The organism is Colwellia sp. MB3u-41, from assembly GCF_014076845.1.
Taxonomy (GTDB): domain Bacteria; phylum Pseudomonadota; class Gammaproteobacteria; order Enterobacterales; family Alteromonadaceae; genus Colwellia_A.
This window is the reverse complement of the sequence record NZ_JACGUT010000079.1, coordinates 376,015-399,441: the sequence shown is the minus strand read 5'-3', so window position 1 is coordinate 399,441 and position 23,427 is coordinate 376,015. Positions and strand designations below refer to the sequence as shown.

Sequence of the window (23,427 nt, the reverse complement as noted above, 5' to 3'; positions counted from 1 at the left end):
ATGACACTTAAAACTGAACTGACCTCGTTAATAGATAAAAGCGAATTAACACTCGATGAAGCACAAATAGACTTATTAATTCAATATGTTGAGTTATTAAATAAATGGAACAAGGCTTATAACTTAACGTCGGTTCGTGACACCAGTGATATGTTGGTAAAACATATTATGGACAGCTTAATGGTTGGCAAAGTATTAAAAGGCCAATCATTCATTGATGTGGGTACAGGACCAGGATTACCAGGCATCCCATTAGCTATTTTATACCCCGAAAAAAACTTTGTTCTATTAGACAGTTTAGGAAAAAGAATCACTTTTTTACGTCAAGTTGTTTTTCAACTAAAACTTAAAAATGTAACACCCGTCTTATCGAGAGTTGAAAAATATCAACCTGAAGCACTATTTGATGGGGTCTTGAGTCGAGCTTTTGCATCACTTGAAGATATGGTCAATTGGTGTCAACATCTCATTGCGGATGAAACTGGGCGATTTTATGCACTAAAAGGTCAATTTCCCCGCGAAGAAATAGAACAATTGCCAGAACATATAAAGTTTGTAGACAGTAGCGAAATAATCGTGCCTAATTTGCAGGGTGAACGGCATGTTATTGAACTAAAAAAAATAATAATATAATAAATTACTTTCGAGGTTATTGTGGGAAAAATCATTGCGGTTGCTAACCAAAAAGGTGGTGTTGGTAAAACAACAACCTCTGTTAATTTAGCTGCCTCATTAGCAGCAACAAAACGAAAAATATTGCTAATCGATTTAGACCCCCAAGGCAATGCTACGATGGGCAGTGGTGTTGACAAGTATGAAGTGCATGCAACCTGCTATGAATTACTCGTTGACCAAAAGCCATTCGATGAAGTGGTTTGCCGAGAAACATCAGGTTTATATGATTTAATTGCTGCTAATACTGATGTTACCGCTGCTGAAATTAAATTAATGCAAGTATATTCTCGTGAACAACGTTTAAAAAATGCTTTAGCGCCAATACGAGATAAGTACGATTTTATTATAATCGACTGCCCTCCTTCTTTAAATATGCTAACCGTTAATGCAATGACAGCGGCTAATTCTGTTTTAGTCCCTATGCAATGTGAGTATTATGCATTAGAGGGTTTAACGGCACTAATGGATACTGTTTCCCAACTAACGTCTGTAGTCAATGCTGACTTGCATATAGAAGGAATTTTACGGACGATGTATGATCCTCGTAACCGGTTAGCTAATGATGTGTCAGAACAATTAAAACGCCATTTTGGTGATAAAGTCTACCGTACCGTTATCCCACGTAATGTTCGATTAGCCGAGGCACCAAGTTTTGGGTCGCCAGTGATGTATTATGACAAGTCATCAACCGGTGCTAAAGCTTATTTAGCACTTGCCGGTGAAATATTACGCAAAGCAGAACAAAAAAAACAAACTCTCGAAAAAAAAATTGATTAACTATTTCGTTAACTCCGAAGGAAAATTATGAGTCCAGCAAAACGTAGAGGCCTAGGTCGTGGCCTTGACGCATTATTAACATCAAATAAAGAAACAGATGATGCGGCTGAAAGTAATTTATCTTCAACTAAACAGAGTGAATTACAATATTTACCGATAGAGCAATTGCAGCAAGGTAAATATCAACCCCGTAAAGATATGTCAGCAGAAGCCTTAGAAGATTTATCCAACTCTATTCTTTCTCAAGGAATAATACAGCCAATTGTTGTTCGTAATATTGGTGAAAATAATTATGAGATAATTGCTGGTGAACGTCGATGGCGTGCCGCACAGTTAGCTAAATTAGACAGAGTACCTTGTTTAATTAAAAATGTACCCGACGAAGCCGCTATTGCTATTGCCTTGATTGAAAACATTCAACGTGAAGACCTTAATGCTATGGAAGAAGCTATTGCATTGGAACGGCTATTAACCGAGTTCGAACTAACACATCAAGAAGTGGCGAATGCGGTAGGGAAATCCAGAACAACAGTTTCTAATTTATTACGCTTAAATAATTTAAATGATGATGTCAAAACTTTGCTTGAACATGGCGATATTGAAATGGGCCATGCTCGCGCTTTATTAGCATTAGGCGATGACATACAAAGTAATACAGCAAGAATAGTGGTCGCTAAAGATCTTACCGTACGTGAAACAGAAGCACTGATTAAAAAAATACAAACACCAGAAAAGGTGGTTGAAGATAAAATCAAAGACCCAGATACTAAAAGTTTAGAACAAAATTTATCAGAGAAACTTGGCTCTCAAGTCACTATTGCTCACAATAAGAAAGGTAAAGGTAAGTTAATTATCTCCTACAGCGATCTGTCTGAACTTGATGGCATTGTTTCTCGCTTCAATTCTTATTAGTTTACGTACATATTATATTTAAGGTAGCTAAGCGGTGATAATCCAAAATGTGTTTACGCCCTAATAATCGACTATGAAAAATAAGATTAATTTAGCTATTTCATCTTTATTTCTGTCTTTCAAAGGTCAAGTTTTCATTTTCGAGTAAACCTTTCTAAATTTAGTGTCACATTTTGTATGTATTGTCAGCAATGAACGCCCTATTTTGTTGCATTAGTGCTGTAATTAAGTATACTTGCGACGGCTTTTTTAAAGTTAAAGTATTAACTTTAAAAAACACTATGACTACGAAGAATTGCGTTGGAGACAGCAGTGGCGAAAGGTTATCAAAATTTATTAACTACGCCTGGTCGAAAATTAGCGTCGAGACAAATCAGTATAATGACTATATTGGTCGTCATATGCGCTGTAATTACATATTTCAATTGGGGACTACTATACGCTTACTCTTTACTTTTAGGCGGTGCAGTGGTGATAGTTCCTAATATTATTTTCGCTTATAAAGCATTTAAGTATGCAGGTGCAAGCGCTTCAAGAAAGGTTATGGAATCTTTTTATAGTGGCGTAAAATTAAAAATGTTATATACCGCGTTATTATTCGCGCTAGTATTTAAGTTTTTAGTGATTTCACCCTTAATATTTTTAAGCACATATTGTGTAGTAGTGTTTTTAACATTACTACTGCCGGTTTTTTTAACAGAACGTTAATTCACTGGCGATAAAGATTTATAAACTTTAACTTTTGGGATAATAAAATGGCAGAAGAAGTCACCTTATCAAGCCATATCCAACACCATTTAACTAATGCAAAAATGTGTACAACCGATACTGGTTTAGCATTTAATAAAGCATGTAGTGACAGTGGGTTTTGGACATGGCATATAGATACACTAGCATGGTCAATTGGCCTAGGTATGTTGTTTTTGTGGACTTTTCGCAGAGCTGCTAAAGGAGCTACCGTAGGTGTTCCTGATAAATTTCAATGTTTTATTGAAATGGTTGTCGAGTTTGTCGGTGACAACGTTAATAAAACCTTCCAAGGAAAAAGTACATTAATTGCACCATTAGCCTTAACGATATTTGTTTGGGTCTTTTTAATGAACTTAATGGACTTAATTCCTGTTGATTTCTTACCTGCATTTGCTGGTTTTGTTGGTGAAACTGCTTTTGGTATGGATAGTCACGATGTCTATATGAAAGTTGTACCAACAACAGATATTAATTTAACAGCTGCACTAGCACTCGGCGTGTTTTTATTGATGATTTTTTATTCAGTAAAAATAAAAGGTCTTGGCGGATTTGTTAAAGAATTGACCTTGCACCCGTTCAACACCAAAAACAAATTAGCTATGGTGTTTTTGATCCCTTGTAATTTATTACTTGAAACCATTGCTCTTGTTGCAAAGCCATTTTCATTAGCACTACGTCTATTTGGTAACTTATATGCAGGTGAGTTAATATTCATCTTAATTGGCGCTGTTGGTTTGATGCAGCTTCCATTGCACTTTGTCTGGGCTGTATTCCATATATTAGTCATCGTATTGCAAGCATTTGTCTTTATGATGCTAACAATCGTTTACTTAAGTATGGCGAGTTCTGATAATCATTAATTTTTAACCTTTAACTTTAACTTTAACTTTAACTTTACAATTAAAACTTTGGAGAAAAAAATGGAACAAATATTAACAATGCCTGAAGCGATTAAGTTTATCGCAGTTGCTTTACTAATCGGTTTTGGTGCTATTGGTACTGCAATTGGCTTTGGTAACATGGGTGGTAAATTCTTGGAAGCGTGTGCACGCCAACCAGAACTAGCCCCTTCACTACAAGTGAAAATGTTTATTTTAGCGGGTTTAATCGATGCCGTTGCTATGATCGGTGTTGGTATCGCGATGGTATTATTGTTTGTACTTTAATTTCATTATTTGAACAGCTTACTATTAAGGAGGAGCGGTTGTGAATTTAAACGCCACTCTAATTGGTGAATTAATAGCATTCGTTGTTTTTGTTTGGTTCTGCATGAAATATGTATGGCCACCATTGAACGATGCTATTGAAGCTCGCCAGAAAAAGATCGCTGATGGACTTGCTGCTTCAGACCGTGCTGCAAATGATCTTGAGCTTGCTCAAGAAAAAGCTACTGCTCAACTTAGAGAAGCTAAGTCACAAGCTGCCGAAATTATTGAAGCAGCGAAAAAACGTGAAACGCAAATAGTTGAAGAAGCTGCAGTAAAAGCTCAAGCTGAGAAAGAAAAAATCTTAGCTACAGGTCACACAGAAATCGAAACTGAACGTAACCGTGTTAAAGAAGAATTGCGCAAACAATTTGCTATTCTTGCTGTCGCCGGTGCCGAGAAGATTCTTGAACGTTCTATTGATGCCGCCACACATAGTGACATCTTAGATAAATTCGTCGCTGAACTTTAAGAGGGAATAGAGCTATGTCTGAATTGACAACTGTCGCTCGTCCTTACGCTAAAGCAGCGTTCGATTTTGCTGTTGAAGCAAAGGCTATTGATAGCTGGTTATTACAGCTAACCTTTGCTGCTGAAGTTGCCAAAGATGAAACCATTAAAGGGGTTCTTTCTGGTGGTGCTTCAGTCGAGCAGGCACAAGCACTTTTTTTAAGTGTTTGTGGCGAGCAAATAGACAGTCAAGGCCAAAATTTCTTGAAAATAATGGCAGAAAACGAACGCTTGTTGGTGCTACCACATGTTTTGACGCAATTTTTAGCACTTAAAGCTGAATTTGAGCAAGAAGTTACTGTGGATGTAACCTCAGCTGTAGAAATTACAGCAGAGCAAAAAACAACACTTAGCGCCGCGCTTGTAAAGCGTTTGGCTCGAAAAGTAAAGCTTAATTGTATTGTCGATGCGACTATTATTTCAGGTTTAATTATTAAAGCTGATGACATGGTAATTGATGGCTCTATACAAGGTAAATTGAGCCGTTTAGCAACAATTTTACAATCCTAGAATAAGGGAAAAGAGCATGCAACTGAATTCCACTGAAATCGCCGAACTGATCAAAAATCGTATTGAACAGTTTGACGTTGTCAGCGAAGCTCGCAACGAAGGTACTATCGTTTCTGTAACTGATGGTATTATTCGTATACATGGCCTTGCTGATGTAATGCAAGGTGAAATGATCGAACTTCCTGGTAGCCGTTTTGCTATCGCGTTAAACCTTGACCGTGATTCGGTCGGTGCGGTAGTTATGGGTCCATACGCTGACTTAGCTGAAGGCGTAAAAGTTAAAAGTACTGGTCGTATTTTAGAAGTACCAGTAGGTCGTGGTTTATTAGGTCGAGTGGTTAACACCTTGGGTGAGCCTATTGACGGTAAAGGACCTATTGAAAATGATGGTTTTTCTCCTGTTGAAGTTTTAGCACCAGGTGTTATCGAACGTAAATCTGTTGATCAACCTGTACAAACAGGTATCAAATCAATTGATTCAATGATTCCAATTGGCCGTGGCCAACGTGAACTTATCATTGGTGACCGTCAAATTGGTAAGTCTGCCATCGCTTTAGATGCCATTATTAACCAAAAAGATACTGGTATTAAGTGTGTATACGTAGCAATAGGCCAAAAGGCTTCTACAGTTGCTAACTTAGTACGTTCTTTAGAAGAACACGGCGCGTTAGACAATACTATCGTTGTTGTTGCGGGTGCTTCTGAAGCTGCTGCACTACAGTACTTGTCAGCATATTCTGGCTGTACTATGGGTGAATACTTCCGAGATCGTGGTGAAGATGCATTAATCGTATATGATGATTTGTCTAAGCAAGCTGTTGCTTACCGTCAAATTTCATTACTTTTACGTCGTCCACCAGGTCGTGAAGCTTACCCAGGTGACGTTTTCTATCTTCATAGTCGTTTACTTGAACGTGCTGCTCGTGTAAATGAAGCATACGTAGAAAAGTTCACCAACGGTGCAGTTAAAGGTAAAACGGGTTCATTAACAGCTTTACCTATCATTGAAACGCAAGCGGGTGATGTATCGGCTTTCGTACCAACTAACGTAATATCAATTACTGATGGTCAGATTTTCTTAGAGTCTAACCTATTTAACTCAGGTATTCGTCCTGCTGTTAACGCCGGTATTTCTGTTTCTCGTGTTGGTGGTGCTGCGCAAACTAAGATCATCAAGAAATTAGGTGGTGGTATACGTTTAGCCTTAGCACAATATGCTGAATTAGCTGCATTTGCTCAATTTGCATCAGATTTAGATGACGCGACTCGTGCTCAATTAGAGCATGGACAACGTGTTACTGAATTGATGAAGCAAAAGCAATACAGTCCATTGTCAGTTGCTGAAACAGCCGTATCGTTATTTGCCGCAGAAAAAGGTTACTTGAACGATGTTGAAATCGCTAAAGTGGTTGATTTTGAAGATGCATTACGCACTTATGTAAACAATGATCACGCTAAGTTGATGGCTACTATCAATGAAAAAGGCGACTATAACAAAGATATCGAGTCTGCTTTAGCTAAAGCAATTGAAGCTTTTAAAGCTACTCAAACTTGGTAATCTAGTTAACCTTTTTGGAGAATAGTCATGGCTGGTGGTAAAGAGATTAAATCAAAGATTGGAAGTGTAAAAAACACACAGAAGATCACCAGCGCAATGGAAATGGTTGCAGCTAGTAAAATGCGCAAAGCGCAAGATAACATGGCTGCATCTCGTCCATACGCTGAAAATATGCGAGATGTGATCGGTCGCGTCGCACTTGGTAATTTAGAATTTCGTCATCCATATATGGTTGAACGTGAAGTCAAGCGTGTAGGTTATATCGTTGTCTCAACAGACCGTGGTTTGTGTGGTGGTTTAAATATCAATTTATTTAAAAAAGTACTTGTCGATGCGGGTACACACCAAACAGCGGGCGCCGATGTTGAATTTGCCATAGTGGGTTCTAAAGCTACGTCATTTTTTAACAATATTGGTGCTAAAATAGTGTCACAGAAGTCTGGATTAGGTGACAATCCTTCACTAACTGATTTAATTGGTAGTGTTAAGGTCATGTTGAATGCCTATGATAGTGGTGAGATAGATAGATTGTTCATTGTATATAACAAATTTGTTAATACTATGACGCAAAATCCAACAATCGATCAACTTTTACCTTTGCCTAAGTCAGATGATGACGCATTTAAGCATAGCTGGGATTATTTATACGAACCTGATGCTCAAGTTTTACTTGAAAAACTGCTCGTTCGTTATACGGAATCGCAAGTATATCAAGGTGTGGTTGAAAATCTCGCCTGTGAACAAGCTGCTCGTATGGTTGCAATGAAAGCTGCAACAGATAATGCGGGTGACTTAATTGATGATTTACAATTGGTATATAACAAAGCGCGTCAAGCAAGTATTACTCAAGAATTGGGTGAGATCTGTGCTGGTGCAGCAGCGGTATAAACAAAAGTTCTTTGTTTATTTTATTAGTAAATAAGAGCACAAGATTAGAGGATTAAACATGAGTACAGGTAAAGTCGTCCAAATCATTGGCGCAGTTGTGGATGTAGAATTTCCACAAAATGCTGTACCTCAGGTATATGACGCGTTAAAAATAACTGAAGGTAACCTTAGTGGCTTAGTACTTGAAGTACAACAGCAACTTGGTGGTGGCGTAGTTCGTACTATCGCCATGGGTTCATCTGACGGTTTACGTCGTGGTCTGAATGTAGAAAACACAGGTGAGAATATCCAAGTTCCAGTAGGTACTGCAACTTTGGGTCGCATCATGAACGTATTGGGTGAGCCTATCGATGAAGCTGGCCCAATCGGCGAAGAAGAAAAGTGGTCGATTCACCGTCAAGCGCCAGCTTATGCTGACCAAGCGATGTCAAATGAACTACTTGAAACTGGCATAAAAGTAATCGATTTAGTTTGCCCATTCGCCAAGGGTGGTAAAGTAGGATTGTTCGGTGGCGCTGGTGTTGGTAAAACCGTTAACATGATGGAACTTATTCGTAACATCGCGATTGAGCATAGCGGCTACTCAGTATTTGCTGGTGTAGGTGAGCGTACTCGTGAAGGGAACGATTTCTATCATGAAATGAACGATTCAAATGTACTTGATAAAGTATCACTTGTTTACGGTCAAATGAACGAGCCTCCAGGAAACCGTCTACGTGTTGCCTTTACAGGTTTAACAATGGCTGAGAAATTCCGTGACGAAGGTCGTGACGTATTATTCTTTGTTGATAACATTTACCGTTATACTTTGGCCGGTACTGAAGTATCTGCACTTCTTGGTCGTATGCCATCAGCAGTTGGTTATCAACCAACACTTGCTGAAGAAATGGGTGTACTTCAAGAGCGCATTACTTCAACTAAGAAAGGTTCAATCACTTCAATCCAAGCGGTATACGTACCAGCAGATGATTTGACTGATCCCTCTCCAGCTACTACTTTTGCTCACTTAGATGCAACGGTTGTATTGAGTCGTGATATCGCTTCGCAAGGTATTTATCCTGCAATTGACCCACTAGATTCTACTTCTCGTCAACTTGATCCATTAGTTGTTGGCGCTGAGCATTATGAAACAGCCCGTGGTGTTCAATCAACATTACAACGTTACAAAGAACTTAAAGATATTATCGCCATCTTAGGTATGGATGAATTATCTGAAGAAGACAAATTAGCTGTGAATCGTGCACGTAAGATTCAACGCTTTTTATCTCAACCGTTCTTTGTTGCTGAAGTATTCACCGGTTCTCCTGGTAAGTATGTATCACTTAAAAACACGATTAGTGGTTTTAAAGGCTTACTTGCAGGTGAATACGATGATTTACCTGAGCAAGCTTTTTATATGGTTGGTTCTATTGATGAAGCAATTGAAAAAGCTAAAAACATGTAATTTGTTTGGGCGTGTTAGGTTAACGTAAGTCATCGACTTATTAACGATCTAACCGCCTACTTTAGGAGGTCAAAATGTCAGCAATGACGGTAAATCTAAATGTAGTAAGTGCAGAAGAGAATCTATTCTCTGGACGTATTGAATCATTACAGATCACAGGTTCAGAAGGTGAACTAGGTATTATGCCTGGTCACGCACCTTTATTGACCTCGCTAAAACCTGGTATGGCTCGTATTGTTAAATATGGTGGTTCAGTAGATGTTATATATCTTTCTGGCGGCATGTTAGAAGTTCAACCAAATAACGTAACCGTATTAGCTGATATAGCGATACGTGCAGACGATTTGGATGAAAAAGAAGTATTAGAAGCTAAGCAACGTGCAGAAAAACACATGAACGCCCATGGCGGAGATGTTGGCTTTGCTGAAGTCGCGGCTGAATTAGCGCGAGTAACTGCGCAATTACGCGTAATACAAGCGTCTAATAAGAAAGTCTAATGTAATAGGCATAACACTAAGTTTTAGTGATTAAAAAAGCGACCATTGGTCGCTTTTTTTATGACTAAAAATTACAATTAAAATTTATTATCACAAGCAATTCTTAATTCAGAAAAATAAAGAGTAGTAGAACCAGTATTGTAATAAGTGCCACTACAAAATCGGGTTGACTCGCCTACTATTGAATTACTATTCGCTGATTGAAAATAAACACGTTCAACATAATGACTAGGCGAATAAGCTGCAAAGGTTGTTGCTGTAAAAATTGTAGCCGCGGCTGCTATAATCAATTTAGATACTTTCATTTTAATTCCTTTCTTATAAGTTAATGTAAAAAAGACAAATATAAATAATTTATTTGCCTGAGTTAACGCTTACTTAACTTATATATATTTATTCGTTATGTAAATATAAATATATCTTTTTGTAAATAAAGTGTAAATTTATTTATTATGTAAGATGGCGATAAATACAATATGTTAATTTACAAGTCACGATTATTCGTTTTTAGCTCATTATCGCTATAGGCGCTAACTTTAAAAAGAAAAATTATCAGTGTGTTAGGCGACTTAAACAAAAAGGTATTTAGGTCAATACCTATAGTTAATGTGATAAAACAAGGTTACAATATTTACACTTAACTAAGAAAAACCATATATAACGGATATACTATGTCTCTTTCAGTTGTCGTTCTTGCCGCGGGTAAAGGTACTCGCATGCGGTCATCACTCCCTAAAGTACTTCACGCAATTGCTGATAAGCCAATGGTTAGCCATGTCATTGATGCAGCACGCCAGCTTAATGCTGAAAATATTTATATTGTTTATGGTTTCGGTGGTGAAGTATTAAAAGCAACAATAACTGATAATAGTAAAAGTGATGATTTAACTTTTATTGAGCAAAAAGAGCAGTTAGGTACCGGGCATGCTGTAGATATGGCCTCTCCTTTTATTAAGGATGATGAAAATGTATTGGTACTATATGGTGATGTGCCACTAACCAAAGTGAGCACGTTACAAAACCTATTAGCGGCTAAGCCAGAGAGTGGTATGGGGCTGTTAACGGTGAACTTAGCTAATCCAAATGGATATGGCCGCATTGTTCGTAAAGAAAACTCTGTCGTAGGTATTATTGAACAAAAGGATGCGTCGCCAGAACAGTTATTAATTACAGAGGCTAATACGGGGATTCTCTTAGCCAATGGTGGTGATTTAAAACGCTGGCTTGCAAACCTGTCAAGTGATAATGCACAAGGTGAGTATTACCTAACTGATATTATTGCCGCTTGTCATAAAGAAGGAAAACCTATCGCGACCGCTCACCCTGAAACAGAAGTTGAAGTAGAAGGCGCTAATAATCGTGTACAGTTAGCCTCTTTAGAAAGAGCCTTTCAGTTACGTGAAGCTGAAGCGTTAATGATAGCGGGTGCAAGTTTACGAGACCCAAACCGCATTGATATTCGTGGAAAAATTGTTATCGGTCAAGAAGTGCACATAGATATTAATTGTATTTTTGAAGGAGAGGTTATTTTAGCTAATGGTGTTCAAGTAGGTGCAAACTGTATTTTAAAAGACTGCACAATTGGTGAAAATACCATTGTTAAACCTAATAGTATTATAGAAAAAGCTGTTGTTGGCGATGATTGCTCAGTAGGACCGTTTGCTAGACTTCGTCCTGGGACGACAATGGATCGAAATTCACACGTGGGTAATTTTGTTGAAATGAAAAAAACAACATTAGGAGAAGGCAGTAAAGCGGGTCACTTAACTTACTTAGGTGATACCACAATAGGCCAAAATGTTAATATTGGCGCTGGAACCATTACTTGTAATTACGATGGTGTTAATAAGTTTCAAACCCAAATTGATGATGGTGCCTTTATCGGCTCAAATAGCTCCTTAGTCGCTCCTGTATTTATTGGGGTTAACGCGACAGTTGGCGCAGGTTCGGTTATTGCCAAAGATGTAGAAGCTGACGAATTAGCGGTAGCTAGAGGTAAACAACGCAATATACCAACGTGGAAAAGACCAACAAAACAAACGTAGACTCTTACGTTATCAAAAGAAAGAGGCGCTTATCGTGCCTCTTTTTGCTTTTTATCTATTATAAATTGAATATGAATCTTCGTTGTAATCAAATAAATAAGTAAATTAAAGTTGTCATGGAATATAGCAAAAACGATCAGCAGTTATATTGACTGAATAAAAAGATAGCAAAAACTTCATTTTTACCACAAAAATAAATAATTATTGCCATAAATGTATACTTTTGTTCTAATAGCTTAAGTTACTAAACGAAACTTATTATGTAAGATAAGTGTCGAAACAAAAGATAACCCTAATCGTATGTCAAAAAGAAATACCCAACAGCGTCGCCACAGTATTATCTCTGAGCTTAATGAGCATGGAGAAGTAAGTGTTGATAGCCTTGCAAAAAAATTTGCAACTTCAGAAGTTACTATTAGAAAGGATTTAGCAGCCCTAGAAAATAGCGGTTTATTGCTTAGACGTTACGGTGGAGCTGTGCCTTTACCTCGAGATATTATTGAGCATAAATCAGAAAAAGTTTCGAAACGAAAGGTTTCAATTGCGAGCAAAGCGGCGACATTGATTCGGGATCATAACCGTATAATTATCGACAGCGGTAGTACAACTTCAGCCTTAGTTAAAGAACTTAATAGCAAACAAGGGTTGATTGTTATGACCAACTCTTTAGCAATAGCTTCTGATCTGCATGCACTTGAAAATGAACCGACATTATTGATGACCGGTGGTACTTGGGATACACACTCAGAATCTTTTCAAGGACAGGTAGCAGAGAGTGTTCTTAGATCATATGACTTTGATCAACTCTTTATCGGTGCTGATGGCATTGATATAGAACGTGGTACTACCACCTTTAATGAGCTACTAGGACTAAGCCGAGTTATGGCCGATGTTTCTCGTGAAGTTATCGTACTTGTAGAATCAGAAAAAATTAATCGAAAAATACCTAACGTCGAAATTCCATGGAAAAATATAGACATACTGATCACTGATGCAGATTTGTCTGATGAATTAAAAGCCAAATTATTAGAACAAGACGTTAATTTACTTATTGCAAAATAAAGGAAGAACTTATGTGTGGGATCGTAGGTGCTGTAGCACAACGTGATGTAGCAGATATATTAGTAGAAGGGTTAAAACGCTTAGAATATCGCGGTTATGACTCTGCAGGTGTTGCTATTATTGATGATAATAATCAATTAAATAGAGTACGTCGCTTAGGAAAGGTACAAGAGTTAGCTGACGCTTTAGCGTTATCTCCTTTATCTGGTGGAACAGGCATCGCTCATACTCGCTGGGCTACTCATGGCGCACCAAGCGAAGTAAACGCTCACCCACATATTTCTAGTGATAATATTGCAGTGGTACATAATGGTATCATTGAAAATCATCAAGAACTTAGAGCTCGACTGCAAGGAATGGGCTACGAATTTGTTTCAGAAACAGATACCGAAGTTATTGCTCATTTAGTGCATCTCGAACTTAAAACATCTGCAACCTTGCTTGAAGCCGTACAAAAAACAGTGAAACAACTTGATGGCGCTTATGGAACCGTTGTGCTTGATACAGCAGATAAAAGCCGCGTAATTGTTGCTCGCTCTGGTAGTCCTTTGGTTATTGGCTATGGTGTTGGTGAAAATTTTATTGCTTCAGATATGATGGCTCTTTTACCGGTGACTCGTAAATTCTCGTTTCTTGAAGAAGGTGATGTTGCTGAAGTAACACGTTTTGAAGTCAATGTATTCGATCTCAATGGTGCTCCAGTAGAGCGAGAAGCAAAAGAACAAGATATCAGTCAAGAAAGTGGTGATAAAGGTGAATACCGTCACTACATGTTAAAAGAAACGTACGAACAACCCACCGCTATTCGTAATACTTTAGAAGGTCGCTTATCAGGCAATGTGCTTGATATGAACACTTTCGGTGAAGGCGCTGATGAGATATTTAAAAGTATCGAACATGTACAAATTATTGCTTGTGGTACCAGTTATCATTCAGGCATGGTGGCACGATATTGGTTAGAGTCATTAGCGGGTGTTTCTTGTAATATCGAAATTGCCAGTGAATTTCGATACCGTAAATCACATGTGCCAAAGAATGCCATGATTGTAACTATTTCTCAATCAGGTGAAACTGCAGATACATTAGCGGCTTTACGTTTAGCGAAAGAGTTAGGTTATAAAGCAAGCTTAGTGATTTGTAATGTTGCGGGTTCATCTCTGGTGCGTGAATCTGACTTAGCCTTCATGACCAAAGCAGGTGTTGAAATCGGTGTTGCTTCAACCAAAGCCTTTACCACACAATTAGTTGGCTTATTGATGATGACCTTAGCTATCGGTAAGCATCATGGTATGAGTGAGCAACTTCAAAACGAAATAGCACAATCGCTAATGTCTCTACCGAGCAAGTTAGAAGAAGTCTTAGCACTTGCAAGCTCAATTGAAGAGTTAGCAGAAGATTTTGCTGATAAACACAACGCCCTATTCTTAGGCCGAGGGGATCAATACCCTATTGCAATGGAAGGTGCACTGAAGTTAAAAGAAATCTCGTACATTCATGCTGAAGCCTATGCCGCAGGTGAACTAAAACATGGACCATTAGCGCTAATCGATGCTGATATGCCGGTGATAGTGGTTGCACCAAAAAATGATTTAATCGAAAAACTTAAATCAAATGTAGAAGAAGTTCGTGCGCGCGGTGGCTTAATGTATGTATTTGCCGATAGTGAAGCAAATTTTGCTAGTGATGAAACAATGAAAGTGATTAATGTGCCAGTATGTGATGATTTAATTGCCCCTATTGTGTATACCTTACCACTACAATTACTTTCATATTATGTTGCCATTATAAAAGGTACTGATGTTGATCAGCCGCGTAATCTAGCAAAATCAGTTACGGTTGAATAGTTAGGTTTAACGTAAACAATTTTTACACAGTCTGATATTTATGAACGCCACTACCCTTAGTGGCGTTTTTTATATTTAGTCTTAATAAATAGTTATCAATAAAACTAAAAAGTTTTATATCTCAAATATTCAGGGTACAAAGTTAAGTAATCACACCAAGTACTGAAATTACGATATTCAAAACGTTTATCATTGGTGGCGTACCATTGTGATTCCCGAAGAGCGAGTAAGCGAAATTTTATTTTAAAGCCGTCAATAGCAACATAACATGCAAGACTTTCAGTGGTGTTGTTTTTTATTTTTACTTGGGCAAAGCCGTCTAAACTACGACCATAAAAAGTTTTTGTTTTCGGTTTTGCTTGGACAATATTCGTGACTAACAATATAAATAGACTTAGAAACAGGCTGATGAGTAAATTTTTCATTATTTTCATTATTTTCATTAAAATATAAGGGAAGTATTAGCTAATTGATATTATTTGTAAAAGTATAGCTGATATATCATGTAGATTAATAAGCTATTAAGAAATTTGACAAAATTAGCATTATTTTTTTAGTTACCATTGAAAGCTCGCTTCAGCGTCACCATAACTATTTATAACATTATAAAAGCGCTAATTTTTTTAAATGAAAAGCGCATGTATTAAAGAGAATTATATTATTATGGCTAACGTCGTTCCTGTAAGAAAAGATCTACATAAAAATTTAAAAGTTGCTACTAAACGTGGCTTAGAACATATAGCAAATCAACATATTGCGCCTATTACCGCTAGAGAATATTCAAAAGCAGCTAATAGTTTTCCTATTTTTTTAGTTAAGCAACCAGAAGCGGCTCGTTACCGCAGCATCGTAATGCTAGGTCTAGAAGCGGGTGAAAATTTATATTATAAAGATGAACGCTGGAATGGAACTTATTTACCTCAAGGTGTTTCAATGATGCCATTTGGTTTAGGTGTTGACCCAGATAAAGAAAAAACATTAACAACGTATATCGATGTAGAGAATGAATATGTAGGCGAAGATAAAGAAAATGCTTTATTTGATGCTGAAGGCAATGACACTGAGTTTTATAAAAGTGTTCAGAATTCGCTAGGTCGTTTATATGAAAACGAAACAATGACTGAAAAATTCATGGAAGAGTTAGCTGAAAATGACTTATTACAAGAATTAGAACTTCATGTTAATTTCAGTACGGGTGAAAACAAAAAACTTGTTGGTTTATTTGGTATTGATGAGAAAAAACTTCAAGATCTTAGCGATGATAAAGTTTTAGACTTTCATAAACGCGGAATATTCATTCCTATTCATGCAATGCTAGGTTCTATTGGTCAAATTAATAAATTAGCACAATTACGTAACTTGTCTGATAATGAGCAAAAAGTAGCGGGTATCCAAGTACATTTTGCTAAAGAAACTGCTGAAGCATAATTACTTTGTTGTTTTAGAAAAGAGAGCCGGAAGGCTCTTTTTTTATATCTAAATAAACTGAATGTTATATTCTCGTATATAATATCTTTTTAAATTTCACTATTGAGAGTACATGTGGCTATTCAACTTCCTTTTTCTCATTTAAGTCAATGGCAACAAATTGCCTTTTCTGCTGCCTTATTAGAACGAATGATCCCTAATTACCAAATGTTTGCTGAACATGCAGAGTTTGGTGAATTCTCTGTATTACGTAATCAATTAGCGCTTATCTGGCAATGGCTTGATAAAAATAATCGTTGTAAAATTAATTATGATGCACAAATAAGTAAGCTTGAACCGCAAATACCGGACCCCGAGGAATTTGATTTTTTTGGTGTATTTCCTGCTATTGATGCGACTATGGCGACCATGTCACTTTTACAGGCTATGCAAGATAAAGATGTTCAAGGAGCCGAAATTGTTTCACGATTATCCGAAAATAGTGTGAATTATTATGTTGAGTTGATTATTGCTGACCAACGAGATCAAAAGGATGACAGTGAGATTACGGACAAAGAAATTGAGCAACACCCATTAATGGAGTGGGAGTTCGATACTCAAAATGAGCTTTATTACGCCTTAAAAGATTCCCCAGAAAATAAAGAAACATGTATTAAAATTAAAACGATGGTACTTGAAGAAGGTTTGTCAAATTTAGGACTGGAAATTAGTTAGCCCTGTCAGGGCAGAAGTATTTTCTTTATTAGTTAGCTATCGTGCTAAAAGTAGATTTTAGTAAATACGAGCCCGAACATCTATATTTAGTTAATTTGCTGGATATCATTAATATAATAAAATAAGGATGAAAATATGAAAGTACTCCACGTTGGTTTAATGGCAACAGCCTATTTATTTGTCTCGTTAGCTTTTGCTACTTCATCGAGCATGCTTGAACAAAAAAAACAAAACATTGAAAAATCAATCAACAAAGCGATGGAGACTTTTCAAGTACCTGGTATAGCGGTTGCTATTGTCAAAAATAATAAAGTTGTTATGAGTAAAGGGTTTGGTTTAACCGAATACGGTACGAATAACAAGGTGAATGGTGATACCTTGTTTGGTATTGCATCAAATACAAAAGCGATGACAGCAGCCTTACTCGCAAACTTGGTTGATCAAGGTAAATTGACATGGCAATCAAAAGTTATTGATATTATTCCTGAATTCCAAATGCCAGACGCTTATGTTACACGTCAATTCACTATTTTGGATTTGTTGTCACACAATAGTGGTTTAGGTTTAGGTGCGGGCGATCTTATGATTTGGCCGGGCACCACGTTAACGAATAAAGACATTATTAAAGGTTTAAAACATTTACCTGAGGTTTCAAGTTTCCGAAGCGAATTTGCCTACGATAATTTAATGTATGTTATAGCAGGTGAAATCATTGCCAAAATTACCAGGAAAAGTTGGCAAGAAAACATCAAAGATACTATTTTTCAACCACTTGGTATGAAAAATACCAAAGCAAAATTTTCATTGATTTCAAAAGAAAATAATAACGTAGCACGTGCACACGTACCGTTAGATGATAAGTTAAACGTTGTTGGTGGCGATTTCTTAGAGCAATTCTCTTCTGCGGGCTCTGTTGCTTCAAGTGTTAACGATATGTCTTTATGGCTTAAAGCTCAGTTAAATGAAGGGGCTTATGGCGAGGATGAAAATATTTTTAGTGAGCGTCAAAGTCACAATATGTGGCAAATGCACACAATCTTACCAGTATCTAAAGCCGCCACAGAAAATGATAAAACACATTTTTCTGGTTATGGTTTAGGCTGGTTTTTAAATGACTACCACGGCGTGAAACTTGTTCATCATAGTGGTGGCATCTTAGGCATGGTGTCTAAAGTTGTACTAGTACCAGAAGAAAATTTAGCAATGGTTATTCTAACTAATCAACAATCAGGATACGCTTTTAACGCTATTTACCATCAAATTTTAAATGAATATTTAGAATTGCCAGCAAAAGACTGGGTGAAATTCTATGATGATATGAATCAGAAACGTAAAACAGCAGAGGTAAATCGTTTAGTTGAAGCAGCGAGCAATATTGATAAAAATTCACGACACTCCCTACCTTTAAAAGCCTATGCGCAAACTTATACGGATAACTGGTATGGCGACATAGTCATTAACTATGCCAATAACGCTTTAACAATGCAGTTCGGTAATACACCCGCATTACAGGGAACGTTAGAGCATTATCAACATAATACTTTTATTGTACGTTGGGGGGATAGAACATTAGAAGCAGATGCTTTTGTTAATTTTAATTTGAATACCGACGGTTCAATTAATTATGTAACGATGAAAGCGGTATCTCGTGCCACTGATTTTAGCTTTGATTTTCATGATTTAACGCTTAGACCTAAAAAGTAACATAGGACATCCACAGATGAGAGTTATTGTTACCCATAAACTCTCACCTGCGGATGTGATCTTACATTTTTTGATATAAGCGATAAATAACTTGTCCTGCTATTTTCTCTTTCAATAATTTCCAATTTAATGGCAGTTTTTGATTATTATGTTCACTCTCCATTTCTATATAAATCAATGCATTGGCAGCCAAACTTTTTTCGTTGAGTAAAGTAGCTGTTTGCTCAATAAAGTTTTTTCGAAAAGGAGGATCTAAAAAAACCACATCAAATTTTTGCGTATTGTGCCGAATAAAACTTAAGGCGTCACTTTGCATAACTGAAATATTATTTGCTTTTAGTAACTGCTGATTTTCTTTTAATTGTTGAACGGCAAATTTGTTCAATTCGACAAAGTTAACATGGCTCGCTCCCCTAGATAATGCCTCAAAACCTAGACCACCAGATCCTGCGAAGCAATCTAAACAGGTGCTGTCTTGAATAAAGGGCATCAACCAATTAAATACAGTTTCTTTTACTCTATCAGTCGTTGGTCTTAAACCTTTAGCCACTAAAACAGGAAGCTTTCTACCTCGATGTAAACCGGCAATAATGCGAATACTGCCCTTATTGTTTGGTTTTGCTGATTGTTTACGTTGTTTGTTCATATCTTACTCAGCTTTTGTTTTTTGTATTGTTTTTAGGTGCTACTATAGCGATGATTTTATCCTTGTTTAGTGAACTATTGCCATCAAAATGATGGTCAGAGAAGAATTTATTGTTATGTCGAAGAAAAAAGGTATGTTTTCCTGGTTAGGTTTGGGGCGTCAGCAAGAAGAAGTTACTGATGCAATTAAAAATTCAGAAGAAATACGTGATATTTCTGAAAAAATAATTGATAAAAATCAAGATGAAAGTCTTGCTATCGGTGAGGTTGGTCCTGAAAATATACTTGCAGAGCCAGAGCCAGAGCCAGAGCCAGTTAAAACGGGTTTTTTCACTCGTTTAAAACAAGGTCTCACTAAAACCCGACAAAATATCGGTGGTGGAATATTTAGCTTATTCAGTGGTAAAAAGATTGATGACGAGTTATTTGAAGAACTCGAAACTCACTTGTTACTGGCGGATGTTGGCATTGAAACCACCACCAAAATTATTAAATCGTTAACAGAAAGTGCATCACGTAAACAGCTTAAAAATGCTGAAGCGTTATACGACTTACTAAAAGAAGAATTGAAGAAAATTATTGAACCCGTTAGTGTGCCGTTAGTGCTTGATAATGATGCTGGTCCTTATGTTATTTTAATGGTTGGTGTCAATGGTGTGGGTAAAACGACGACTATTGGTAAGCTAGCGAAAAAATTTCAAGCTGAAGGTAAATCAGTAATGCTAGCGGCAGGCGACACTTTTAGAGCGGCAGCTGTTGAACAATTGCAAGTATGGGGAGAGCGTAATGATATTCCAGTCATTGCTCAGCATACGGGTGCAGACAGCGCTTCTGTTATCTTTGATGCTATTAGTGCAGCTAAGGCTCGTGGTGTCGATGTACTGATTGCTGATACTGCCGGTAGATTACAGAACAAGAGTCACTTAATGGACGAATTAAAGAAAGTGGTGCGTGTCATGAAAAAAATTGATGATAAAGCCCCCCATGAAGTGATGTTGACTCTTGATGCAGGCACAGGGCAAAACGCATTGAGTCAAACTAAATTATTTAATGAAGCGGTTGGTTTAACGGGTTTAACAATAACCAAGCTTGATGGAACAGCTAAAGGTGGTGTTGTTTTTGCTGTTGCGGATAAAAATGCCATACCTATTCGCTATTTAGGTGTCGGTGAAGGTATTGATGATTTACGTCCGTTTAATGGTAATGATTTTATTGACGCCTTGTTCACTCAAGAAACATAACATTTACGGTATGGTTTTGATGTCCGATCAAACTATTAAGAATAATAACAAAAGTAAGAGTGTAACTATTTTATGATCCGCTTTAACAATGTCAGTAAAACCTACCCAGGTGGATTTTTAGCTCTTAAAAATGTCAGCTTTGAATTGTCTTCGGGTGAGATGGCATTTTTAACAGGACACTCAGGTGCAGGAAAAAGCACGCTTTTAAAGCTTATGAGCTTAATGGAAAAACCAACAAACGGTAAAATCCAAATTAATGGTAGTGAAATATCGAATATCAAGTATAAAGATATCCCCTATGCACGACGTAAAATAGGAATGATTTTTCAAAATCATAATCTGTTAATGGATAGAACTATTTTTGATAATGTAGCTTTACCTTTAGTTATTGAAGGCTACAGTCATAAAGAAACGCGAAAAAGAGTTGAAGCTGCTTTAGACAAAGTACATTTGAGTGACAAATTACGTTGTTTTCCTAATATGCTTTCAGGTGGAGAGCAGCAAAGGGTTGGAATTGCACGAGCTTTAGTGAATAAACCTTTAATTCTTCTTGCCGATGAACCTACTGGGAATTTAGATCCTAAACTTTCATTAGATATTATTCGCTTATTTGAAGAGTTTAATGATTTTGGCGTTACGGTGCTTATTGCTACGCATGATCTTGGGCTTATTGCTCGAATGAAGTACCGAACGCTAACACTTAAACAAGGCTCCATGATCACCGATGGTATTATAGAAGGTTTACAAGTTAGGAATGAAAATGATGAATGAACCTTCTCGCTTTGGTCAGCCTTCACAGAAACAGCCTTTATCAGCAAAGATAACAGCACGATTCATTCGGCACATACAACAAGCGGTAGGTAGTTTAGGTGATTTATGGCGCACTCCCTTCACTTCGATAATGACTGTTTTAGTTTTAGGTATAAGTTTGACTTTGCCTGCCACATTACATTTATTTGTTAAAAATGCTAAAGCGATTAGTGAACAGTGGGATACCGCTTCAGAAATCAGCTTATTTTTAAAGTTATCAGTGACAGATAAATCAGCACAAAACTTAATACATCGAATTGAACTTTACCCTGAGGTTTCTAAGGTAACCTATATCTCTGCCAAACAAGCGTTAAAAGAGTTTAAAGCACTCTCTGGCTTTGGGCAGGCGTTAGAATATTTAGATAAAAACCCTCTCCCGGCTACACTCCTCGTCACACCAACAAATCGAGCAAGTCAAACCCAAGCTGCAGGTGAGTTGTTATTAAAATTAGAAAAAGAGCGAGAAGTTCAGCAAGGTAAATTAGATCTTGAATGGCTCTCTCGACTAGAGGCTATCGCAAAATTAATTGAAGATATTGTTGTGGGTATTGGCGCATTACTGTGTTTATCAGTAGTTCTTATTATTGGTAATACCATACGTTTAGCTATTTTAAGTCAAAAAGATGCTATTGCAGTTATGAAGCTTGTAGGCGCAACAGATAGCTTTATCCAGCGACCTTTTCTATATGCCGGTGCCTGGTATGGAATTTTAGGCGGTGTGGTTACATGGTTTTGTGTTGCTGTATTAGCGCGATATTTATCAGGTGCACTCTCTGAGTTAACTGACTTATATCACAGTAACTTTATTATTAGTGGTTTAAATTTTTCAGAGGCGATAACACTGATATCTTTTGCCGTTGTCCTTGGCTTATCAGGAAGTTATATTTCAGTGCGCAAACACATTCGAGCAATAGAACCGACAGCAGATTAATAAAAGCTAACCACGATTTTTAAGTGGCACAAGCTAACATTTCGTCTGCCCAACAAAGTGATTTAATATAGGCTTCAAAACAAATGTTAGAGTCTACTTCTAGTTTATTGGCAATTTTTTCACTTTCTTGCCACAAACCTTGCTCAATATGCTTAACGAGTGACAGATAATTACCGAGATCACCTTGCTCGTTTCTTAATGCTGCTTTTATACCTTCATGGATAGGTAAAACACCTAGTACATACTCTAATTCATGATCTAAAATACTATCAATTAACGATAATATACCGGTTAAAAAAGCTTTAGGTGGGTTTTCACTTTCAAAGCGACAAAGTGCGATTTTTTCACAGAACTTAGCTCTTGCTAAAGATAGACGCATAATTTCTGGGTTTTTATCTGAACTCAAGTCAGATAAAGCCAACAAGGCAATAAACTTTTTCAACTCCACTTGACCAATATAAGCGAGAGCATGTTTTAACGATGTTATTTCTTGGCTACTTCCGTAGGTAGGACTATTGATAAAACGTAAGAGTTTATAGGTTAAGCCGGGGTCAACAGCAAAAATTTCACTTATTTTGTTAATATTTAAATCAATTTGGCTTGCTTGGCTAATTAGCTCAAGAATGTTTTGTTTTGCAGTGGTTATTTTTCGTTGTTTTAGCATTTCTGGCTTGGCAAAAAAGTAACCTTGAAAAAGCGTAAAACCAAGCATTTTTAATTTTTCAAATTGTTGTGATGTTTCTACTTTTTCAGCTAATAACGTTACGTCTAGTTCACTGATTTTTCTAACAAGTTTATTAATCTCTAAAATAGAAAACTGTAGTACATCAATTTTAATTATATCAATAAAAGGGTAAAAGGCCTCCCACTTTTCATCAAAATCAAAATCGTCTAAAGCTAATTTATAGCCTTTTTCATAAAGTAATTTACAGGCGGATAAAAGCTCAGGGGTAATGGGCACATCTTCTAAAATCTCTAATACAACATTTTTGGGATCGAGAAAGCTTGGGAAATTAAAAATTAATGTATCTGCATGAAAGTTAATATAAGCAGGTAGGTTAGCGGTTACTTGCTCTAAACCTAAAGCTAAATGGTTGTTGGTTAGTATATTAGATGTTGCCTGATTTGGATCGATATCAGGAAAACTGTTACTTTTTCCGTCGCGAAACAGCAACTCATACGCAACGATATTCTGTGCAAGATCCAAGATTGGCTGACGAGCGACATAGGAGTACAAATTATAACCTTCTTAAGTTTGTTTTGAAGCTAATTAAATA

General features: G+C 37.0%; 24 protein-coding genes and 1 pseudogene. 21 read left to right on the top strand and 4 right to left on the bottom strand.

Annotation, left to right across the window (positions count from 1 at the left end; genetic code table 11):
* The 12 genes from rsmG to H4J73_RS12970 all read left to right on the top strand — a co-directional run bounded on the left by rsmG (position 1) and on the right by H4J73_RS12970 (position 9,726).
* Complete coding sequence (gene rsmG / locus H4J73_RS13025) at positions 1-633, top strand: 16S rRNA (guanine(527)-N(7))-methyltransferase RsmG (protein ID WP_182178714.1); 633 nt, start codon at positions 1-3, stop codon at positions 631-633.
* A 21-nt stretch (positions 634-654) separates the two neighbouring features.
* Complete coding sequence (locus H4J73_RS13020) at positions 655-1,452, top strand: ParA family protein (RefSeq protein WP_182178712.1); 798 nt, start codon at positions 655-657, stop codon at positions 1,450-1,452.
* Between the two features lie 27 nt (positions 1,453-1,479).
* Positions 1,480-2,364 carry a ParB/RepB/Spo0J family partition protein gene (locus H4J73_RS13015; protein WP_182178710.1) on the top strand — a complete coding sequence of 295 codons (885 nt, stop codon included), beginning with the start codon at positions 1,480-1,482 and terminating at the stop codon, positions 2,362-2,364.
* A gap of 300 nt (positions 2,365-2,664) precedes the next feature.
* Positions 2,665-3,072, top strand: a complete 408-nt coding sequence (locus tag H4J73_RS13010) for an ATP synthase subunit I (RefSeq protein ID WP_259367839.1) — start codon at positions 2,665-2,667, stop codon at positions 3,070-3,072.
* Between the two features lie 47 nt (positions 3,073-3,119).
* Positions 3,120-3,974, top strand: coding sequence for a F0F1 ATP synthase subunit A (atpB, locus tag H4J73_RS13005; protein WP_182178708.1), 855 nt, complete (start codon positions 3,120-3,122; stop codon positions 3,972-3,974).
* A gap of 78 nt (positions 3,975-4,052) precedes the next feature.
* On the top strand, positions 4,053-4,280 hold the full coding sequence (atpE, locus tag H4J73_RS13000; RefSeq protein ID WP_086745850.1) for a F0F1 ATP synthase subunit C: 228 nt from the start codon (positions 4,053-4,055) through the stop codon (positions 4,278-4,280).
* A 40-nt stretch (positions 4,281-4,320) separates the two neighbouring features.
* Entirely contained in the window at positions 4,321-4,791 is a 471-nt protein-coding gene (atpF, locus tag H4J73_RS12995; protein WP_070375308.1) for a F0F1 ATP synthase subunit B, read from the top strand.
* Between the two features lie 14 nt (positions 4,792-4,805).
* Positions 4,806-5,339, top strand: a complete 534-nt coding sequence (gene atpH, locus H4J73_RS12990) for a F0F1 ATP synthase subunit delta (RefSeq protein WP_182178706.1) — start codon at positions 4,806-4,808, stop codon at positions 5,337-5,339.
* 16 nt (positions 5,340-5,355) lie between these two features.
* Positions 5,356-6,897, top strand: coding sequence for a F0F1 ATP synthase subunit alpha (atpA, locus tag H4J73_RS12985; RefSeq protein ID WP_182178704.1), 1,542 nt, complete (start codon positions 5,356-5,358; stop codon positions 6,895-6,897).
* 27 nt (positions 6,898-6,924) lie between these two features.
* Positions 6,925-7,785, top strand: a complete 861-nt coding sequence (gene atpG / locus H4J73_RS12980) for a F0F1 ATP synthase subunit gamma (protein WP_182175912.1) — start codon at positions 6,925-6,927, stop codon at positions 7,783-7,785.
* 58 nt (positions 7,786-7,843) lie between these two features.
* Positions 7,844-9,229 carry a F0F1 ATP synthase subunit beta gene (gene atpD, locus H4J73_RS12975; protein WP_182178702.1) on the top strand — a complete coding sequence of 462 codons (1,386 nt, stop codon included), beginning with the start codon at positions 7,844-7,846 and terminating at the stop codon, positions 9,227-9,229.
* Positions 9,230-9,303: 74 nt separating this feature from the next.
* Positions 9,304-9,726 (top strand): F0F1 ATP synthase subunit epsilon, encoded by a 423-nt coding sequence (locus H4J73_RS12970; RefSeq protein ID WP_070375313.1) that lies wholly within the window; start codon positions 9,304-9,306, stop codon positions 9,724-9,726.
* 77 nt (positions 9,727-9,803) lie between these two features.
* Here the strand turns inward: H4J73_RS12970 and H4J73_RS12965 are convergent, their stop codons facing one another.
* Complete coding sequence (locus H4J73_RS12965) at positions 9,804-10,031, bottom strand: hypothetical protein (RefSeq protein WP_182178700.1); 228 nt, start codon at positions 10,029-10,031, stop codon at positions 9,804-9,806.
* A gap of 366 nt (positions 10,032-10,397) precedes the next feature.
* Here H4J73_RS12965 and glmU point away from each other — a divergent pair, with 366 nt between their 5' ends.
* From glmU to glmS, 3 genes are all read left to right on the top strand, one after another.
* A complete protein-coding gene (gene glmU / locus H4J73_RS12960; RefSeq protein WP_182178699.1) occupies positions 10,398-11,771 on the top strand; it encodes a bifunctional UDP-N-acetylglucosamine diphosphorylase/glucosamine-1-phosphate N-acetyltransferase GlmU in 1,374 nt (457 codons plus the stop codon).
* Between the two features lie 300 nt (positions 11,772-12,071).
* Positions 12,072-12,833, top strand: a complete 762-nt coding sequence (locus H4J73_RS12955) for a DeoR/GlpR family DNA-binding transcription regulator (protein WP_182178697.1) — start codon at positions 12,072-12,074, stop codon at positions 12,831-12,833.
* A gap of 11 nt (positions 12,834-12,844) precedes the next feature.
* A complete protein-coding gene (glmS, locus tag H4J73_RS12950; protein ID WP_182178695.1) occupies positions 12,845-14,677 on the top strand; it encodes a glutamine--fructose-6-phosphate transaminase (isomerizing) in 1,833 nt (610 codons plus the stop codon).
* 104 nt (positions 14,678-14,781) lie between these two features.
* Here glmS and H4J73_RS12945 read toward each other — a convergent pair whose 3' ends face one another.
* On the bottom strand, positions 14,782-15,102 hold the full coding sequence (locus H4J73_RS12945) for a hypothetical protein (protein ID WP_182178693.1): 321 nt from the start codon (positions 15,100-15,102) through the stop codon (positions 14,782-14,784).
* Positions 15,103-15,340: 238 nt separating this feature from the next.
* Here H4J73_RS12945 and H4J73_RS12940 point away from each other — a divergent pair, with 238 nt between their 5' ends.
* The 3 genes from H4J73_RS12940 (at position 15,341) to H4J73_RS12930 (ending at position 18,523) form a co-directional block, all read left to right on the top strand.
* The gene (locus tag H4J73_RS12940; RefSeq protein WP_182223257.1) at positions 15,341-16,105 is read left to right on the top strand and encodes a SapC family protein; all 765 of its coding nucleotides are present in this window, start codon (positions 15,341-15,343) and stop codon (positions 16,103-16,105) included.
* A gap of 114 nt (positions 16,106-16,219) precedes the next feature.
* Positions 16,220-16,819 (top strand): YjaG family protein, encoded by a 600-nt coding sequence (locus H4J73_RS12935; protein ID WP_182178689.1) that lies wholly within the window; start codon positions 16,220-16,222, stop codon positions 16,817-16,819.
* A gap of 135 nt (positions 16,820-16,954) precedes the next feature.
* The gene (locus H4J73_RS12930; protein WP_259366755.1) at positions 16,955-18,523 is read left to right on the top strand and encodes a serine hydrolase; all 1,569 of its coding nucleotides are present in this window, start codon (positions 16,955-16,957) and stop codon (positions 18,521-18,523) included.
* Positions 18,524-18,584: 61 nt separating this feature from the next.
* Here H4J73_RS12930 and rsmD read toward each other — a convergent pair whose 3' ends face one another.
* Positions 18,585-19,169, bottom strand: coding sequence for a 16S rRNA (guanine(966)-N(2))-methyltransferase RsmD (gene rsmD, locus H4J73_RS12925; RefSeq protein ID WP_182178687.1), 585 nt, complete (start codon positions 19,167-19,169; stop codon positions 18,585-18,587).
* Between the two features lie 289 nt (positions 19,170-19,458).
* On the opposite strand from rsmD, the pseudogene ftsY reads away from it, so the two are divergent.
* The 3 genes and pseudogenes from ftsY to ftsX form a co-directional block, all read left to right on the top strand.
* A pseudogene (gene ftsY / locus H4J73_RS12920) lies at positions 19,459-20,409 on the top strand (signal recognition particle-docking protein FtsY); the annotation flags it as partial.
* 72 nt (positions 20,410-20,481) lie between these two features.
* Complete coding sequence (ftsE, locus tag H4J73_RS12915; RefSeq protein ID WP_182178685.1) at positions 20,482-21,180, top strand: cell division ATP-binding protein FtsE; 699 nt, start codon at positions 20,482-20,484, stop codon at positions 21,178-21,180.
* Positions 21,170-22,150, top strand: coding sequence for a permease-like cell division protein FtsX (gene ftsX, locus H4J73_RS12910; RefSeq protein ID WP_310649606.1), 981 nt, complete (start codon positions 21,170-21,172; stop codon positions 22,148-22,150). The genes ftsE and ftsX overlap by 11 nt, the downstream gene beginning before the upstream one ends.
* Before the next feature lie 19 nt (positions 22,151-22,169).
* On the opposite strand, the gene H4J73_RS12905 is transcribed toward ftsX, so the two are convergent.
* A complete protein-coding gene (locus tag H4J73_RS12905; protein WP_259366754.1) occupies positions 22,170-23,387 on the bottom strand; it encodes an EAL and HDOD domain-containing protein in 1,218 nt (405 codons plus the stop codon).
* Positions 23,388-23,427: the final 40 nt, after the last annotated feature.